The following is a 16,508-nucleotide window of genomic DNA, read 5'->3' as shown; positions in this document are numbered from 1 at the left end:
CATGTATATAACCTTGAAGTTTTTGCTTTAAGGTTATTTTTTGACTGAAGATTTATGATCAATCCCACAGAAAGTGCTGCCATGCGACTCATCTATGCTCATTTTCTCCTCAGTGAAGAGAACGTGACAGCGATTGTGAAAGCGCACCAGCCTGTACAAGTTGGCAAAGGTGAATTGTTGCTGCTTGCAGGTCAGGTAGCAAAGGAGTATTATATTGTAGAAGAAGGGCTCGTGCGGGCGTTTGTCACAGGATTACAGGGTCAGGAAATTACCACGGAGTTTTTCTGTGAGAATGAAATCGCGATCGTTCCTGCTTCGCTATTCCACCATATTCCGTCACAGGAAACGGTACAGGCGGTCACAGACTGTATGCTCTGGAAGATTGATTACGAAACCTTTCAAGCACTTTTTGAACAGATGGAAGGCCTGCGGGAGTGGGGCAGAGCCTGGTTTGCCTATCAGGTGTTTGCCATGAAGCAGCGCTCACTGGATCTGGTTACAGAAACGGCATCGACCAGGTATTTGAAGTTGCTGGCAGAAAAGCCTCAGATTGTCCGCCAGGCACCGCTGAAACATATCGCTTCGTTTTTAGGAATTACCGATACTTCCCTCAGCAGAATCCGCAAGGAAATTCTGGGCAAACCGCAGTAGCCGGTGTCTCTTGTCTGACGCTCAGAACACGTTCCGGTTGTGAATTCAGTGCGGTGTATGAATGTGGTTTTCGGAGTGTTTTTGTAATACTGTTCAATTTGTCTGAATGAAATCAATGCTTCGTCATCATATTATTTGTATATTTAAAGAATTGTTGTATATTTAAAAGAAAAAATTATGGACCCCATTAATATTGAAATCGTGATTCTGGAACCTTTGGAAAAGGTATGGAACTATATGCATGACCCGAAGCATATTACCAAATGGAATTTTATTCAGGATAACTGGTATTGCCCCCGGGCTAGCAATGATTTCAGGGTAGGGGGCAGGTTTGAAGCCCGGATGGAGGCAAAAAACCACTCTTTCGGCTATGACATCGTAGGCGTGTATGATGAAATTATTCCCCATCAGTTTGTACAATATACGTTATTTGATGGCCGCAAAGTGGAAGTGTATTTTAATAAAATAGACGACAATACCACGCAGGTAAGACAGATTTTTGATCTGGAATTTAGGAATTCACGGGAGATGCAGCGCAATACCTGGTACAATATTCTGAATAACTTTCATAAATATGTAGAAAATAACTGAGGTTAACTGCCCGGTGATTTTCATTCAGAAATCATCATATTTTTGTTAATTACATCTGTTCACCACATTCTTTCTGAGTGTGGTTGTTTCGTCTCTGCCGAAATTTTACGATATTTGTACGCTGAATAAAATAGAATTTCGGGTGCTGGTTTTTCCGGTTTACAGGAGGTGCAGGGACCCGGTACGCAATCAAAATAATTAGAATGAAAATTTCAAACAACTGGCTACAGGAATACATTAAAACAGATTTAAAACCCAAAAAAATCGCCGAATATCTTACCGATACCGGTCTGGAAGTAGAAGGAATTGAATCGTTTGAAAGTATCAAAGGAAGTCTGCAGGGAATCGTAGTGGGCAAGGTGATAAGCTGTGAAAAACATCCGAATGCTGACCGCCTTAGCAAAACTACGGTAGATGTGGGAACCGGGACTTTGCTGGACATTGTTTGCGGTGCGCCCAATGTGGCGGCGGGGCAGACCGTAGCCGTGGCCACCGTAGGAACGACTATTCATATGCCGGATGGTGGTTCGTTTGAAATTAAAGAGGCAAAAATCCGGGGCGAAAAATCCCAGGGGATGATTTGTGCCGAAGACGAACTCGGTCTGGGCAAAAGTCATGAGGGCATTATGGTGCTGGATGATGAAAAATATGTGGTGGGTGAGCCGCTGGCCACTTACTTTGGTATGGTACAGGATGAGGTATATGAAATAGGTCTTACGCCAAACCGTACAGACGCCATGTCACATTATGGGGTAGCCAGAGACCTGAATGCCTTTTTGGTAACTAACAATATTAAACCTGAATTCGAAAAAGTAAGTGCCCGCACACTGAATCCTGAGGGTACCACAGATTTTCAGCTGGAAGTTGAAGATTCAGAATTATGCCCCAGATATATTGGCGCCGTACTGCACAATGTCACGGTGGCCGAATCGCCTGCATGGCTGAAAAACCGCCTGCTGGCCATAGGAGTACAACCCATCAATAATGTGGTGGACGTGACCAATTATATGCTGCACAGTTACGGGCAACCGCTGCATGCATTTGATGCAGGCAAAATTGGCGGCAACAAAATTATTGTAGGAACAGTGGAAGCCGGGACCCCGTTTACTACTCTGGAAGGTACGGAGCGCAAGCTGAATGGCAGTGAAATCATGATTAAAGACGGCAATCACCAGCCACTGTGTATTGCCGGCGTGTTTGGCGGAATGGATTCCGGTGTGTCAGATGCCACCACCAAAGTGTTTTTGGAAAGTGCATACTTCAATCCGGTGGCGGTGCGCAAAGCGGCTAAACATCATGGTCTGAATACCGATGCTTCTTTCCGTTTCGAGCGGGGGGCAGATCCGCACATCACCCACATTGTACTCACACATGCTGTAGCATTGCTGGAAGAAATAGCCGGTGCTAAGCTGGTAGCACCACCACTGGAGCATTATCCTACCCCTGCAGAGGATCATTATATTATTTTAAGATTCTCAAAAATTGAACAGATACTGGGCATCAAAATCCACATGGAGAAAATCAAAGAGATTCTGAAGGCACTGGAAATCAAAATTCTGAATGATATTCCGAACGGACTGGAGATTTCGGTTCCTGCATACCGTGCAGATGTGACCAGAGAAATAGATGTCATTGAGGAAATACTCAGAATATATGGCTATAACAAAGTGGATTCCCCAAAGAAAATATCATACTCGCCCGTAAAACTGAATTTTGACGGCCGCGAGGCGCTGGAGAATTCCTGGTCGTCTATGCTGAAAGGCAATGGTTTCAATGAAGTCATGAACAACTCGCTCACTGCTGTAAAGGATGAAACGGATGCCGTAAAACTGCTGAATCCGCTGAGTAAAGAACTTGCTTTCATGAGAACATCTTTACTGGAAGGTCTTCTGGATAATGCAGAGCATAATATTCACCGCAAATCTCCGGATTTGAAGTTCTTTGAACTTGGAAATATTTATCATAAAAATCCAAACCGCAATGTCGGCGGAAGTTATGCGCGCGAAAGAAAGCAACTCGCCATGCTGGTCACCGGCAGGGAAAAGGCTGAGAACTGGCTGCTCCCGAAATCGGCCACTAATTTTTACTTTCTGAAAGGATATGTCATGCAGCTGCTGAGTCTGCTGAATCTGAATACCGAAGAAAAACCGCTGGAAGATGAGCGTTTTTCTGACGGACTTGAAATCGTTTCCGGCCGCAACACCATTGCCAGACTCGGGAAAGTTGCGCCACAACTACTGAAAGAATTTGATGTGGACCAGGAATGTTTCTACGCCGAAATAGAAGTGGACCATGTACAGGAAATCAGACCGAAAGGAAGTTTTAAATTCCGTGATATTCCGAAGTTCAATGTGCTGCGCCGCGACCTGGCACTGCTGATAGATCAGCATATTTCCTACAATGACCTCTATGCTTCGGCATTGGAAAATAAGTCAGAATTCCTGAAAAAAGTCAATCTTTTTGATGTGTATGAAGGGGATAAACTGCCGGCGGGCAAAAAATCTTATGCCATGAGTTTTGAGTTGCTGAACGAAGAAAAAACCCTGGAAGAAAAGGAAATTACGGAAGTAATGAATGGTCTTGTAACAAAATTCCGTTCAGAATTCGGTGCAGAGCTTCGCGGCTGATGCGCAATATATCGACATTTTTTTGGCATAGTTTCTGAAAATAATACCCTGCGATTTTCGTTATAGAAACGAAAACGAAAAATTAAATATTTAAAAATTTTATGAAAAAGCTGATCATGACCGTATGTGCCTCTGCACTGCTCATTGCCTGCGGAGTAACCGGAACGGGAACAAACGGCGGAAAGCAGCCGTCACTGGTGAATACCAAATGGCAACTGGCAGACCAGGTGAAAGGTAAAACGCCTACCCTGAATATTGAAAACGGAAAAATAACCGGAAACGGTGGTTGTAATAATTATTTCGGAAACCTGGCAGCCGATGAGGCTACCGGATCTTTCTCTGCAGGAAGTATAGGGGCTACCAAAATGGCCTGTCCGAATATGGACGCAGAGCAGGCATTTTTCGGAATGCTGCCGAAAGCCAATAAATACCGGGTAAGCGGCAATTCACTGGAGCTTTACAAGGACGGATTACTGCTGTTGAAATTCAGCAAGGTACAGTAAAATAAAAAGGAACTCATTTTCAGAGTTCCTTTTGTTTTATTCTTCGTCGTCTTCTTCGTCGTCATATTTCGCGAGTTCCTCATCGCACCATTTGAAGGCCTGTTCCACAACTTTGGTTGCTTCTTCTGCCATCGTTTCCTCATCATCACCCTCCAGATCATCCAGCCACTCTACCTCTTCTTCTTCTACGTTCAGAATGAACCTTGGATACTCGGTGTGCACTACAAATAAATCTTCCGGCATCTCGGAATTATCGGCTAATAAAAACTTTGGTATTTTCATTTTCTAATGTTTTAAAACTCATCAAAGATAAATAATTTATCTGTATTTGTTTTCGTCCAGAGTAATTTTTTGCAAAACTTTGTGCTTTGTTAACGTATTTCGCCTCAGTGTATCCTCTTTCTTGAAAGTAAGGGTAAGATTGGACTGTACAGTAGAAAAAAGTTCTGCCAGATCAATGGCTTCTCCGTCTTCATAATTTTCTGCATAGAAAAGCAAAGGAGTTTCTTCCAGATTTTCCGCTTTCAGATAGCGTGCCGCTTCAGCCCGGTTTTCAAGATAATTTCCTCGTGCCATCCACATAAAAGCAACACCGACTCCCATACTTAAAAAGGTTATCAGATAAGTTTTCATTCCTAAAATTGGCTTTATTTTAGAGAAAAAGAACAGCCACAAAGGCAAAGTAAACATGGATATTAACCGGTAATTAATCGGATCAACCACATAAAAATACTGTATAAAAAAGGAACAGAAAATTCCGGAAACACCGGTGATGATGAAAAACATTTCGTGTTTTGTCCCCCTTTTCTTTATCATAAAATAAATCAGAACCAGCACTGTGAAAGCACCGATTCCATAAATGCCGATATTCAGGATACTTCCACCCGGATCCGTCATGTGAATAAAAGGATTAAAAGAAGTGGCGACACCTGCAAAAAATTCAGGAATCAGTTTAGAAGTAGGATAGTGGGCAATTTCCAAAGCACCATCCAGATAGGTTTCATTAAACGTATCAATGAACAGAAATTTGTACAAAACTATAAATGCAAAACCTATGAGTGAACTGATGATAAATTGTTTGCCATAACTTTTTTTCAAACTGAGAAGTCCGAAAAGAAAACTCGCTCCCATGATGAATAAGCCGCTGTAGCGGACATTGAAAATGGCGAGTAATGCCAGAGTTAACAAAAGCGTTCCTTTCCTGAAATTATACTTCTGATGAATAACGCCCTGCGAAACATACAGCAAAAGAAAAACAAAAGGCAGGGTGAAAGATTCGCTCAATGTAGCTGCGAAAATGGACACAAAACTGAACAATCCGCCTGTCAGAACCACTTCCCGGAAGTAAAAATTCTTCTTCCAGGCAAAGCAAACCATAGAAAGATAAGATAAAATGCCTACAATTTTGCTGCTCCAAAACTCACTGAAGGTGAAATAGGAAAAGAATTTTAAAATCAGTGGATAACCGAGCGGCGTGGTGGTATTATCAATAACGGGCAGCACGTTCGCAAAACGCATAAATCGTATAGAATCCGGAGAAATTCTACCTTTTTCGTTCAGGAAAATCCGGAGAACAATCATGACAATAGTGAGCGCAACCACTGAAATAATGATCCAGTGGTCGCGTTGCACCTTTTTGTTATTGTTCATCCCGGAAAGACCGTTCATTTCAGAAAGATTTAATAAGAAAAAAAGATTATTTCAAAAACATCTTCGCCACTTTTTCGGCTTTTCGGCTTTCAGAATAATCATAGAAACCTTCACCGGATTTTACTCCCAGTTTTCCGGCAGTTACCATATTGACCAATAGTGGGTTAGGGGCGTATTTCGGGTTTTTGAAACCGTCGTACATCACATTCAGAATGGCCAGACACACATCCAGACCTATGAAATCTGCCAGCTGCAGCGGACCCATAGGATGTGCCATTCCCAGTTTCATTACGGTATCTATTTCTTCTACACCGGCCACACCGTTATACAGGGTTTCTATGGCTTCATTTATCATGGGCATCAGAATTCTGTTGGCTACAAACCCAGGATAGTCATTAACTTCTACCGGAACTTTCCCTAAAGTTTTCGACATTTCGTATACCGCATCGAAAGTTTCCTTTGAAGTAGAATATCCCTTGATGATTTCTACCAGTTTCATGATCGGAACGGGATTCATAAAGTGCATTCCGATCACTTTTTCAGGTCTTTTGGTGGCGGCAGCAATTTTGGTTATGGAAATAGAAGAAGTATTGGTCGCCAGAATGCAGTTTTCAGGAGCCAGTTCGTCCATCTGCGTAAAGATTTTCAGTTTTAATTCCTGATTCTCGGTCGCCGCTTCCACGATTAAATCTGCATTTCCGCAGGCATCAAAAAGCTGGGTGAAGGTGGTGATGTTGCCGAGCGTTTCGTTTTTCTGCTCTTCTGTAAGATTGCCTTTGGCAATGATTCTGTCCAGATTCGTGCTGATGGTTTTCAGGCCTTTGTCCAGAGCTTCCTGCGAAACATCCACCAGATTGACTTTAAAATTGGTTTGTGCAAAAGTGTGTGCGATGCCGTTTCCCATGGTTCCGGCGCCGATAACAACAATGTTCTTCATGTGTATTGAATTGATTTTTTATAAAGGTCTAAAATTACGATTTTTTCACGGAAAAGCCTTATTTCCGGTGAAAGAAAAATCCCTGCCGTGGTGCATTCAGGTAATCCCAAACGGCTTTGGAGATGTCTGAAATCATTTTATTGTTTACCGCGTCGGTTTCAGATGAATCACTCACGAAAACAGAGATGGCATAATGCTGACCGTCCGGAAGGGTAATGATTCCGGAGTCATTTTCGGCGATGGTTAACGGGCCTTCCTTGCCGGACGAGCCGGTTTTGTGGGCGATGGGTGTTCCCGCAGGCAGCTGTTCTTTCAGTTTGTTGCCGCCCGTGGTGGTGTTCAGCATCACGTTCATCAGAAATTTTGTAGAAGCAGGCGACAGTATTTTCTGATGGTAAAAATCTTTGTACAGATGGTTCAGCGAGCGGGTGGTGGTATAATTCGGGTACAGGTATTCTTTGCCCTTGTGCATCCACTCTTCATTGTATCTGATCTGAAAGTTTTTCACGCCTTTTTCATCCATAAACTGTTGTACCTTTTCGGTGCCGCCCAGCAGCCGCAGTAGGATATCGCAACCGTTATTGTCACTCAGCGCTACGGTGTACCTGATGATTTCACTTAAAGGAAGTTCCATATTTCCATCGGGATATTTTTCCCGGATCGGACTCCAGGTGTTTTCCAGCAAATCCGATTTTTTTATGAATATGCGCTGGTCCAGTTTCAATTTTCCCTGATCTACCTCGTTCAGTATCGTAAGGGCTATGTGGAATTTGAACACGCTGAGCATGGGGAGTTTTTTTTCACCATCCGCATTGTGCCACTCAAAAGGGAAGTCAATTCCCTTTACGGAAACGGCTACCGTGGCATTTTTACCTTCGGTAATGTGGTTGATGGTCTTTTTTAATGCTGATTTCTGTGCCGGCAAAATGGCAAACATCAGAGTGAATAGAAATAAGAGACGGTTTTTCATGCGATGTGTTTAAAGTTCTGATTCTTCTTCTGCAATTTCCATTTGCCACAGCAACAAAGCAGCTTTTGTACTGCCTTCCTCTGCGGCTTTCTCAAATTGTTCCCGGGCTTCCTGCTCCTTTCCGGTTGCTTGTAAATAACTGCCCATCAGCAGATAGCCATCTGCATCGCCGGATTGAATGATTTTTTGCGCCAAACCTTCCAGTTCGGGGTTTTTTGTTATGCTCGTTTTCTTTCCGGAAAGCAACTGAGATACACCGCCGGACAAGTTCATCAGCCTGAGGGCAAAAAATTCTTTGCAGGCTTTCATCAAACCTTTTCCGCACAAATCGTTCAGTGTGTCCGCATATTTATGGTTTGCATCTTCGTCAAAAAGCATGGTGAAATCCCGGTTTTTGGCCGTGCGCAAATAATATTCATTCAGCAGTACGGCTGTGCGTTGTGCAGCTGCATCATCCCGCCGGTTGTTGGTCACGGCAGAATCTTTTTTCTGCCAGCGTTCTCCTTTCACATAACCGGTAGCGAGGCCTGTAAGCTGATTGCCTTTCAGTTTAAAAATGAAGACATCGGTTTTATCTGTAAAAATAAATACGCTGTCATTTTTCACGAAGAAATCTTCGGTCCCATATCCGGAAATATCTACTTTGCCATTGCCATCGAAGGAAAAATAGGGGTAGAAACTTGTATCCCCTTTTTGCTGATAGTAGCCGGTAAGGCTGTTATTGATCTGTTGTGCCCAAAAGAGAACAGGCAGCAAAATGAGGAGTATAGTGGATCTTTTAATCATAATTTCGGGTATATTTTTGACCTTCCTTCAGCAAAGTACCTTCGCTTTCAGAGGTTTTAAAAAGAGTAGGGAGGTAGGTGCGGCTGCCATCAATGCGGTTGATGAAGACCGAAAAATGCAGGTGTGGCCCATTGGAATATCCGGTATTACCACTATACCCGATCAGCTGACCTCTGCTCACAAAATCACCTTTTTTTACGGAGACGCCGTTTTGTTTCAGGTGGGCATAATCTGCGAAGGTGCCGTCTTCATGCTGAATCAGGATGCGGTTATTGAATTTGGCACAGGAAATGTCGGGGCAGTTGCGGTGATGGTGGCTCACGGTTTCTACCACAATTCCTTCCCGGGCGGCAAAAATTTCATCGCCTGTTTGCAGGTCGAAGTCCAGCGCCTGGGCGTTCTGGTGTGAGAATTTTCCGTAATAACCCTGATAGATCCGCTGGGTTTTTCCTTTTTCAAAAGGCAGCGAATAGATGTGATTCTGATCGTAATCCTGTTGCAGGGCATTGCCAAAATTAAAGGTATTGGTGTATGAAAATTTGTTGGCTGCATTCTTCTTAACCGGCGTCAGGGTAGCAATCAGAAATTTCAGGGTGTCTGCAGGAACCACTACTATTTCCCGGCTCGGCAGGGACGAGGTTACATTCTGGAGTTTAAATTCAAAGCGGGCAGACATCTCCATGGGCTCCTGATTGTCTGCATAGATGTGCACCACGCCGTCTTTTACTTCGTTATAAAAGCGGATGTCCCATGGACTTTGGGCAAATCCGGAGGTGGCGATCAGGAGAAAGAAAAGCAGCAGCAGTTTTTTCATGAATTCACAACGGGCTGGGCAGTAATCAGTTTCATAATTTCCAGTGCTACTTTCAGGGCTTCTGTGCCGTCTTCCAGGGAAACTTCTACATTTTTATCTTCCAGTACCGCGGTGGCGAAGCTTTCCAGTTCATCCAGAATGGCATTGTTCGGCCGGATGTCCGGATATTCAAACAGAATCTGATTCCGTTCGCCTTCCGCATTTTCAATAATCATGTCGAAATCGCTGGGTTGTTCGGGAGCAGGCTTCATGCGGATCACTTCTGACTTTTTCTCGAGGAAATCCACAGAGATATAAGCATCTTTCTGGAAAAATCTGGATTTTCTCATGGCTTTCATAGAAATTCGTGAAGTGGTGAGATTGGCCACGCAACCGTTTTCAAATTCGATGCGGGCATTGCAGATATCCGGAGATTTGGAAACCACGGATACGCCGGAGGCATGGATGTTTTTTACCGGTGATTTTACTATGGAAAGCAGAATGTCCAGATCATGGATCATCAGGTCCAGCACTACGGAAACATCGGTGCCGCGGGGATTAAACTCCGCCAGGCGGTGAATTTCAATGAACATGGGATTCTTAATGAAATCCTTTGACCCTATAAATGCCGGGTTGTACCGCTCTACGTGGCCTACCTGCGCTTTTATGCCGAATTCACGACACTTTCTCAGAATTTCTTCGGCCTGTTCCAGGGTTTGGGTCACCGGTTTTTCAATGAAAAAATGTTTGCGGTTTTCAATGGCCTTCAGCGCATAATCGTAATGATACAGTGTGGGCGTTACAATATCCAGCATGTCAATTTCTGCCAGCAGTTCGTTGAAATTTTCAAAATACCGGTAGCCGAATTCCGCTTCCAGTTTTCTGCCGTTTTCTGCATCGGGGTCATAAAAGCCCACTAAATTGTATTTTTCTGACTGATTTAATAATTTCAGATGAATTTTGCCTAAGTGACCGGCACCTACCAAACCTGCTTTGAGCATAGAATTTTTCTTTTGCCAAAGATAAGAATTTTGATTTTCCGGAGCACCGGTGTTCCCGGCATCGGTTGAAATTTCGGTCGGCACGGCTCCGGCAGAGCGCTGTTTCGGTATTATTCGGGATGCTTATTTTCTGCTTTTATTTTTAATTTTAAGCAGTTAAAGAATCTGAACCTGCTGAAAAGGTGCCGCTTGCAGTTTGCTGATAGATTTTAGATGAAAATTTAAAGAGGCTCTCAATTCTATTTCCTATTTTTGTGGGATGCAGGATTCATTTTTACACAAAGGAAAAAGAAAGATTCTGGTAACGTACCTTCGCGAGAAAGCAGGTATTGCCGATGAGCATGTGCTGAAAGCCATGAACGAGGTGCCCCGTCATCTGTTCATTGAAAGTATTTTTGAGGACTATGCCTATGAAGACCGAGCATTTCCGATCGCGGCCCGGCAGACCATTTCGCATCCCTCTACTGTGGCAGAACAAACCCAATTGCTGGAGCTGAGTGCCGGAGAGAAAGTCCTGGAAATAGGAACCGGAAGCGGATACCAGACCGCTGTGCTCGTGGCCATGAACGCTTTGGTCTATACCATCGAACGGCAGAAGGATCTGTATGATTTTTCCACAGAAAAACTGAAAGAACTGCATTTGCGTCCCAAATTTCAGGTCTTTGGCGATGGTTTTGCCGGACTGCCTACCTTCGCTCCGTTTGATAAAATTCTGGTGACCTGCGGCGCAGAAATGTTGCCGGTACAATTGCTTCATCAGCTGAAAATAGGGGGCATGATGGTCATTCCTTTGGGCAAAACAGATGAACAGATTCTGACCCGCTTTACCAAAAAATCTGACAAGGAATTTGAGAAAGAAGAATTTGGTGCCTATAAATTTGTGCCCATGCTGGGAAGCACCAGCAAGTAACCCGCTTTTATTTTTAAATAATCATTAATCTGAAATACGCTAACCTCCATGACATTCCAGGAACAAATACAGCAGGGAATACCCGCCACACTTCCGCAGCCGAAACCTTATGAAACCCATATCAACCACGCCCCGAAGCGTAAAGAAATTCTGACGGACGAAGAGAAAAAACTCGCGCTGAGAAACGCTCTGCGCTATTTCGATCCGGAATTTCATGCAGAACTGTTGCCGGAATTCCGCCATGAACTGGAAACCTACGGCCGGATTTATATGTACCGGTTCCGCCCGGACTACGAGATCAAGGCTAGACCCATTTCAGAATATCCCGGCAAGTCCGAGCAGGCCAAAGCTATTATGTTGATGATTCAGAATAACCTGGATTATGCCGTGGCACAGCATCCGCATGAGCTCATTACCTATGGTGGAAATGGCGCCGTGTTCAGCAACTGGGCCCAGTACCTGCTCACCATGAAATACCTCTCCCAAATGACCGATGAACAGACGCTGGTCATGTATTCCGGACATCCCATGGGACTTTTTCCGTCTCATAAAGATGCGCCCAGGGTAGTGGTGACGAACGGGATGATGATTCCGAACTATTCCAAGCCGGATGACTGGGAAAAGTTTAATGCACTGGGCGTAACCCAGTACGGGCAAATGACGGCCGGGAGCTATATGTACATCGGTCCGCAGGGTATTGTGCACGGCACCACCATTACGGTGCTGAATGCCTTCCGCAAAATTAAGAAAGAACCTCAGGGCGGCTTGTTTGTAACCTCCGGTCTTGGCGGCATGAGCGGCGCACAGCCCAAGGCCGGAAATATTGCAGGCTGCGTGACGGTTTGCGCAGAAGTCAACCCGAAAATCACACGGATCCGGCATGAGCAGAAATGGGTAGATGAGATTTTTGAAAATTCCGATGCGCTGGTGGAAAGGGTGCGGTCTGCTCAGCAGAGTAAAGAAACCGTCTCACTGGCCTATCTTGGAAATGTGGTGGAAGTATGGGAGAAATTCTATGAAGCCGGCCTTAAAATTGACATTGGCTCAGATCAGACTTCGCTCCATAATCCGTGGGCAGGCGGCTATTATCCTGCGGGACAAAGCTTTGAAGAATCCAACCGCATGATGGCCGAAGAGCCCGCACGCTTCCGGGAACAAGTGCAGGAAAGTCTGCGCAGACATGCAGCAGCCATTAACCGGCATACTGCTCAGGGAACCTATTTCTTTGACTATGGAAATGCATTTCTGCTGGAAGCCGGCCGGGCAGGGGCAGCAGTGATGGCAGAACACCCCACGCCGGGGCGTGAGTTCAGATATCCGTCTTATGTACAGGACATTATGGGACCCATGTGTTTTGATTATGGTTTCGGTCCGTTCCGATGGGTGTGCACCAGTGGCAAGCCGGAAGATTTAAAGAAAACCGATGATCTGGCTTGTGCAGTTCTGGAGGAAATGATGCGGGAGTCGCCGGCAGAAATCCAACAGCAGATGCAGGATAATATTCAATGGATCAAAGGTGCGCAGGATAATAATCTTGTGGTGGGTTCCCAGGCCAGAATTCTGTATGCAGATGCCGAGGGCCGTATGAAAATAGCGGCAGCCTTTAACCTGGCCATCAGCAGAGGGGAAATTGGTGCGGTAGTTCTGGGTCGTGATCACCATGATGTGTCCGGTACCGATTCTCCGTACCGTGAAACCTCCAATATCTATGACGGATCCCGGTTTACCGCAGATATGGCCATACAGAATGTGATAGGAGACAGTTTCCGGGGGGCCACCTGGGTGAGCATTCACAATGGCGGCGGCGTAGGCTGGGGCGAGGTGATCAACGGTGGTTTCGGAATGCTGCTGGATGGCTCGGCAGATGCAGACCGCAGACTGAAATCCATGCTGTTCTGGGATGTGAATAATGGCATTGCCCGCCGAAGCTGGGCACGGAATGAAGGCGCTGTTTTCGCCATCAAACGGGCTATGGAAGCAGAACCCAATCTGAAGGTGACGCTGCCTCACAACGTAGATGAAGGTTTATTAAACTGAAAAGTTGGTGAAAATTGGGCGTAATTTCCCATCACATTCCCTTTTTGCGTAATTTTATAGTTTAAAATAAAGCCATGAGAAAAATACAGTTTACCATAGACATAGAGGCGTCCCGCCAGCAGGTGTGGGATGCCCTCTGGAACCACGATCATTACCGGGAATGGACGGAAGTTTTTTATCCGGGAAGTTACTATGAGTCCGATCTGCAGCCCGGTTCAGAAATCCGGTTTCTCTCGCCGGGAGAAAACGGGATGTATGGGGTAGTAGAAGATGTGGTGCCGCTGCACCATGCGCACTTCCGGCATCTGGGCGAAGTGCTGGCGGGTGAAAAACAGGAAGCCATCTATGGCGAAGAAGCGATTGAACATTATGACCTTACCGAAGACAACGGCAGGGTTTCGCTCACGGCCACACTGAACATCACGGATGAATACCTGGCGCACTTTTCGGAAATATTCCCCAGGGCACTCCAGAAAGTAAAAGAAATTGCGGAGCAGTAAACGGGATGACCCTACAAACTTTGGAACTGGGAAATCCACACTGGAAATCAGGAGCTTATTCCCGCTTTCCGCTGTATCTTTTCCGGTGACGGCGTCTCCGCGCCGTCACCGGAAAAGGATGCCGCTGCAATCGGGGCTATGGGTGTGGATGCATCAGGAACGGGGTGTCCGGAAGGCATGTTGGGACTTGTTGTACGGAATTTCACGTGCGAAGCCGAAGATTGAGGTTCAGGGCAGAACAGGGGAGTGCGGGTCAGACTTTGAGAGATTAAGAGGGTTCAAGAATAAAAAAATGATGGGCACCTCTAATGCGCGTTTTGTATTGTAGATTTATATATGCGCAATTTTTCAGAGGTGAAACAATACCAATTACGCAATTGTAATAATGCACTTAAATGATTGATAAACAGCTTGTTGATTTTTTATAAAGATGTTGTACTGAATTTGATAAAAAAGTTGTATTATTGCGTATATTTAAGAGTTAGCGGCTATTATTTGACGACAGTGCAATCCTTAAACAGACAGCAAAAATTAATTAGAAAATAACGACATGGAATTTCAACACGACAAATCTTGGGACAGCTTGACAATGATTTTTGCTTCTAAACTGACAGCCAAAGATGCCTGGAACAAGTTTATAGACTTTCACGAACAGACAACGCCTAAACCTTACTGGACTGCTCTGCGACAGTTAGACATTGACAAAGAGCAAGCTGATATTGTAGAGTGGCTTCAACATCTTGTAACAGCTTCTCCTCTTCCTGACAGTGTGGTTGCACTTTGGGTTGGCATTTTAAAGTTTGCCGACAATGACAAAGAAATTCCTGCAATTTATTTAGCTGGTGCAGACAATTATGACAAAGACGATATTGATTGGGCTTGCGACCCTATTTACTTCCCTGAGAATAGATATGCTCAACCTCCATTGCTACAACAAATTGACGACATAGCAAAAACAGACGAAGACAATTATGAATTCCTTGACTGGATTTTACCGCTTGCTTATTGTGCGTTGACGCTTGACGAAATTATCAGAACGAAACTCAACAAGAAACTCTTTTTGACAAGCAAAGACAAATTATTTGTAGCCACAGGACATGACAGTGGAGATTATTTAGACATTTCAAGCATTGAATAAATTATGTGCGAACAAATAAGGACAGAGAATATAACAGCCGCTAACATCGTATTGGCAATAGTGGGGCTGACAGTTGTAAACTCAACATTTGTAATTCTATTGGGCATTTGTGCAAATGTTGGGCTGACGTTTTCCAAATGCCCCACCATCGCCAATACGTAAACCGTTGGCTGTAATTTTAACTGAACACCATAATGAAAAGAATATTTGTAATTTCATTGGTTTTAGTGTCTGCATCTGTTTGGGCACAATCCACACCTTTTACGTCTTTACCATTTACAGTAGAGAATAATCATATTTACTTTTACTGCAAAGTAAATGAAACAGATAGTATAAAATTTCTCTTTGACACTGGAGCCAATGGTTCTGTTATCAATAAACAATCATTAAAAAAACTAAATCTTAATATCAATGGAAAATCCTTGAATCAAGGGTCGAATGGCGTAAATGAAGTAGAGAGTAGCTCTGGTAACAAAATAAAAATTGGAAACATCCTAAAAAAGGATATTTCATTTACTATAATCTCTTTTGAGACAGATAAATTTGATGGAGTTTTTGGAACAGATTTAATGAAAGGACATATTATTGAAATCGACTACCACAATTTAAAACTTAATTTTTTTATAAAAAATGACAATAGCATAAATTATACAGAGTTCACAAAATTAAAACTATATTCTTCTGATATTTATCCTAGCTATATAAAAAGTACAATTATTATTAAAGGTAAAAAGTATAAAGGTCTTTTTGGTCTTGATACGGGAGCAGACAATGTGTTAACTATTGCTTCCCCTTTCGCCAAAAAGAACGACTTCATCAATAAAGCTACAAAAATTGGTTCATCAAGATTTCTCGGTTCTAATGGAGTAGAATATGAAATGCCTATTGTTCTTTTCCCAGAAGTAGAATTTGCAAAGAAACATCTCTATCGCATACCTGCGGCACTTTCTAATGTAACAGAAGGAATAGATGCAACAGACAAATTAGCAGGTTTTTTTGGGAATGCGTTTCTGAACAAATTCAATATAATCCTTGACTATGACAATGGGAATATCTATTTCAGGCTAAACAACAACTTATATAAAGAATATTACGAATAAAAAACTACAGCCAACATCGTATTGGCGAAATGGCGGTTTAAGGAAAAAATTGAAATTTTCTCCTTTTTTTGTCGCAACAGCCTTTTATATTTCCTTTTTTCATAAATTTAGAAAATAATAAAAGGCTGTTGCTTAGCTTAGTGCAAAATTGAAAGTTTAGGCTTTCTAATCCGCCACTATCGCCAATACGCGGCCCGTTATGTGAGATTTTGAGAAAACATACCGAAGAAAAAATATTAACGGAATTTAAGAAACACAATATTTGTATTTTGTTTTTCGTTAACAATAAAAATCTATTAAAATACCTTTAATGT

General features: G+C 43.5%; 16 protein-coding genes. 9 read left to right on the top strand and 7 right to left on the bottom strand.

Going from position 1 to position 16,508, the window contains the following annotated elements:
* Positions 1 to 54: 54 nt before the first annotated feature.
* The 4 genes from LKO26_RS07815 (at position 55) to LKO26_RS07800 (ending at position 4,372) form a co-directional block, all read left to right on the top strand.
* On the top strand, positions 55 to 651 hold the full coding sequence (locus LKO26_RS07815; RefSeq protein WP_227587299.1) for a Crp/Fnr family transcriptional regulator: 597 nt from the start codon (positions 55 to 57) through the stop codon (positions 649 to 651).
* A 177-nt stretch (positions 652 to 828) separates the two neighbouring features.
* Positions 829 to 1,242, top strand: a complete 414-nt coding sequence (locus LKO26_RS07810) for an SRPBCC domain-containing protein (protein ID WP_227587298.1) — start codon at positions 829 to 831, stop codon at positions 1,240 to 1,242.
* A gap of 203 nt (positions 1,243 to 1,445) precedes the next feature.
* A complete protein-coding gene (gene pheT, locus LKO26_RS07805) occupies positions 1,446 to 3,869 on the top strand; it encodes a phenylalanine--tRNA ligase subunit beta (RefSeq protein ID WP_227587297.1) in 2,424 nt (807 codons plus the stop codon).
* A gap of 101 nt (positions 3,870 to 3,970) precedes the next feature.
* A complete protein-coding gene (locus tag LKO26_RS07800; RefSeq protein WP_227587296.1) occupies positions 3,971 to 4,372 on the top strand; it encodes an META domain-containing protein in 402 nt (133 codons plus the stop codon).
* Between the two features lie 36 nt (positions 4,373 to 4,408).
* Here the strand turns inward: LKO26_RS07800 and LKO26_RS07795 are convergent, their stop codons facing one another.
* Genes LKO26_RS07795 through LKO26_RS07765 form a run of 7 tightly spaced genes read right to left on the bottom strand, consistent with a single transcriptional unit; the run spans position 4,409 to position 10,509 of the window.
* Positions 4,409 to 4,654, bottom strand: coding sequence for a hypothetical protein (locus LKO26_RS07795; RefSeq protein ID WP_227587295.1), 246 nt, complete (start codon positions 4,652 to 4,654; stop codon positions 4,409 to 4,411).
* Positions 4,655 to 4,690: 36 nt separating this feature from the next.
* Positions 4,691 to 6,040, bottom strand: a complete 1,350-nt coding sequence (locus LKO26_RS07790) for a hypothetical protein (protein ID WP_227587294.1) — start codon at positions 6,038 to 6,040, stop codon at positions 4,691 to 4,693.
* 28 nt (positions 6,041 to 6,068) lie between these two features.
* Positions 6,069 to 6,959, bottom strand: a complete 891-nt coding sequence (locus LKO26_RS07785; protein ID WP_227587293.1) for a 3-hydroxybutyryl-CoA dehydrogenase — start codon at positions 6,957 to 6,959, stop codon at positions 6,069 to 6,071.
* Positions 6,960 to 7,017: 58 nt separating this feature from the next.
* Positions 7,018 to 7,929, bottom strand: a complete 912-nt coding sequence (gene bla / locus LKO26_RS07780) for a class A beta-lactamase, subclass A2 (protein WP_227587292.1) — start codon at positions 7,927 to 7,929, stop codon at positions 7,018 to 7,020.
* 9 nt (positions 7,930 to 7,938) lie between these two features.
* Entirely contained in the window at positions 7,939 to 8,715 is a 777-nt protein-coding gene (locus LKO26_RS07775) for a hypothetical protein (RefSeq protein ID WP_227587291.1), read from the bottom strand.
* Positions 8,708 to 9,529, bottom strand: coding sequence for a M23 family metallopeptidase (locus LKO26_RS07770; protein WP_317206375.1), 822 nt, complete (start codon positions 9,527 to 9,529; stop codon positions 8,708 to 8,710). Before LKO26_RS07770 ends, LKO26_RS07775 begins: the two co-directional genes overlap by 8 nt.
* Positions 9,526 to 10,509, bottom strand: coding sequence for a Gfo/Idh/MocA family oxidoreductase (locus LKO26_RS07765; protein ID WP_227587290.1), 984 nt, complete (start codon positions 10,507 to 10,509; stop codon positions 9,526 to 9,528). The genes LKO26_RS07770 and LKO26_RS07765 overlap by 4 nt, the downstream gene beginning before the upstream one ends.
* A 259-nt stretch (positions 10,510 to 10,768) precedes the next feature.
* On the opposite strand from LKO26_RS07765, the gene LKO26_RS07760 reads away from it, so the two are divergent.
* From LKO26_RS07760 to LKO26_RS07740, 5 genes are all read left to right on the top strand, one after another.
* Positions 10,769 to 11,419, top strand: coding sequence for a protein-L-isoaspartate(D-aspartate) O-methyltransferase (locus LKO26_RS07760; protein WP_227587289.1), 651 nt, complete (start codon positions 10,769 to 10,771; stop codon positions 11,417 to 11,419).
* Positions 11,420 to 11,467: 48 nt separating this feature from the next.
* Entirely contained in the window at positions 11,468 to 13,456 is a 1,989-nt protein-coding gene (locus LKO26_RS07755; RefSeq protein WP_227587288.1) for a urocanate hydratase, read from the top strand.
* 74 nt (positions 13,457 to 13,530) lie between these two features.
* Positions 13,531 to 13,956 carry an SRPBCC family protein gene (locus LKO26_RS07750; protein WP_227587287.1) on the top strand — a complete coding sequence of 142 codons (426 nt, stop codon included), beginning with the start codon at positions 13,531 to 13,533 and terminating at the stop codon, positions 13,954 to 13,956.
* Positions 13,957 to 14,506: 550 nt separating this feature from the next.
* A complete protein-coding gene (locus LKO26_RS07745; protein ID WP_227587286.1) occupies positions 14,507 to 15,094 on the top strand; it encodes a hypothetical protein in 588 nt (195 codons plus the stop codon).
* A gap of 194 nt (positions 15,095 to 15,288) precedes the next feature.
* Entirely contained in the window at positions 15,289 to 16,194 is a 906-nt protein-coding gene (locus tag LKO26_RS07740) for an aspartyl protease family protein (protein WP_227587285.1), read from the top strand.
* Positions 16,195 to 16,508 lie beyond the last annotated feature (314 nt).

Source organism: Chryseobacterium sp. MFBS3-17 (genome assembly GCF_020687745.1).
Classification (GTDB): domain Bacteria; phylum Bacteroidota; class Bacteroidia; order Flavobacteriales; family Weeksellaceae; genus Marnyiella.
This window is presented reverse-complemented; position numbering and strand designations above follow the sequence as displayed.

Bases quoted from the DNA above. Each gene is read 5' to 3' on its own strand.
- LKO26_RS07760 (WP_227587289.1), top strand. From the start codon at position 10,769: ATGCAGGATTCATTTTTACACAAAGGAAAAAGAAAGATTCTGGTAACG.
- LKO26_RS07810 (WP_227587298.1), top strand. From the start codon at position 829: ATGGACCCCATTAATATTGAAATCGTGATTCTGGAACCTTTGGAAAAG.
- LKO26_RS07740 (WP_227587285.1), top strand. From the start codon at position 15,289: ATGAAAAGAATATTTGTAATTTCATTGGTTTTAGTGTCTGCATCTGTT.
- LKO26_RS07795 (WP_227587295.1), bottom strand. From the start codon at position 4,654: ATGAAAATACCAAAGTTTTTATTAGCCGATAATTCCGAGATGCCGGAA.
- LKO26_RS07785 (WP_227587293.1), bottom strand. From the start codon at position 6,959: ATGAAGAACATTGTTGTTATCGGCGCCGGAACCATGGGAAACGGCATC.
- pheT (WP_227587297.1), top strand. From the start codon at position 1,446: ATGAAAATTTCAAACAACTGGCTACAGGAATACATTAAAACAGATTTA.
- LKO26_RS07815 (WP_227587299.1), top strand. From the start codon at position 55: ATGATCAATCCCACAGAAAGTGCTGCCATGCGACTCATCTATGCTCAT.
- LKO26_RS07775 (WP_227587291.1), bottom strand. From the start codon at position 8,715: ATGATTAAAAGATCCACTATACTCCTCATTTTGCTGCCTGTTCTCTTT.
- LKO26_RS07770 (WP_317206375.1), bottom strand. From the start codon at position 9,529: ATGAAAAAACTGCTGCTGCTTTTCTTTCTCCTGATCGCCACCTCCGGA.
- LKO26_RS07745 (WP_227587286.1), top strand. From the start codon at position 14,507: ATGGAATTTCAACACGACAAATCTTGGGACAGCTTGACAATGATTTTT.
- bla (WP_227587292.1), bottom strand. From the start codon at position 7,929: ATGAAAAACCGTCTCTTATTTCTATTCACTCTGATGTTTGCCATTTTG.
- LKO26_RS07750 (WP_227587287.1), top strand. From the start codon at position 13,531: ATGAGAAAAATACAGTTTACCATAGACATAGAGGCGTCCCGCCAGCAG.
- LKO26_RS07790 (WP_227587294.1), bottom strand. From the start codon at position 6,040: ATGAACGGTCTTTCCGGGATGAACAATAACAAAAAGGTGCAACGCGAC.
- LKO26_RS07755 (WP_227587288.1), top strand. From the start codon at position 11,468: ATGACATTCCAGGAACAAATACAGCAGGGAATACCCGCCACACTTCCG.
- LKO26_RS07765 (WP_227587290.1), bottom strand. From the start codon at position 10,509: ATGCTCAAAGCAGGTTTGGTAGGTGCCGGTCACTTAGGCAAAATTCAT.
- LKO26_RS07800 (WP_227587296.1), top strand. From the start codon at position 3,971: ATGAAAAAGCTGATCATGACCGTATGTGCCTCTGCACTGCTCATTGCC.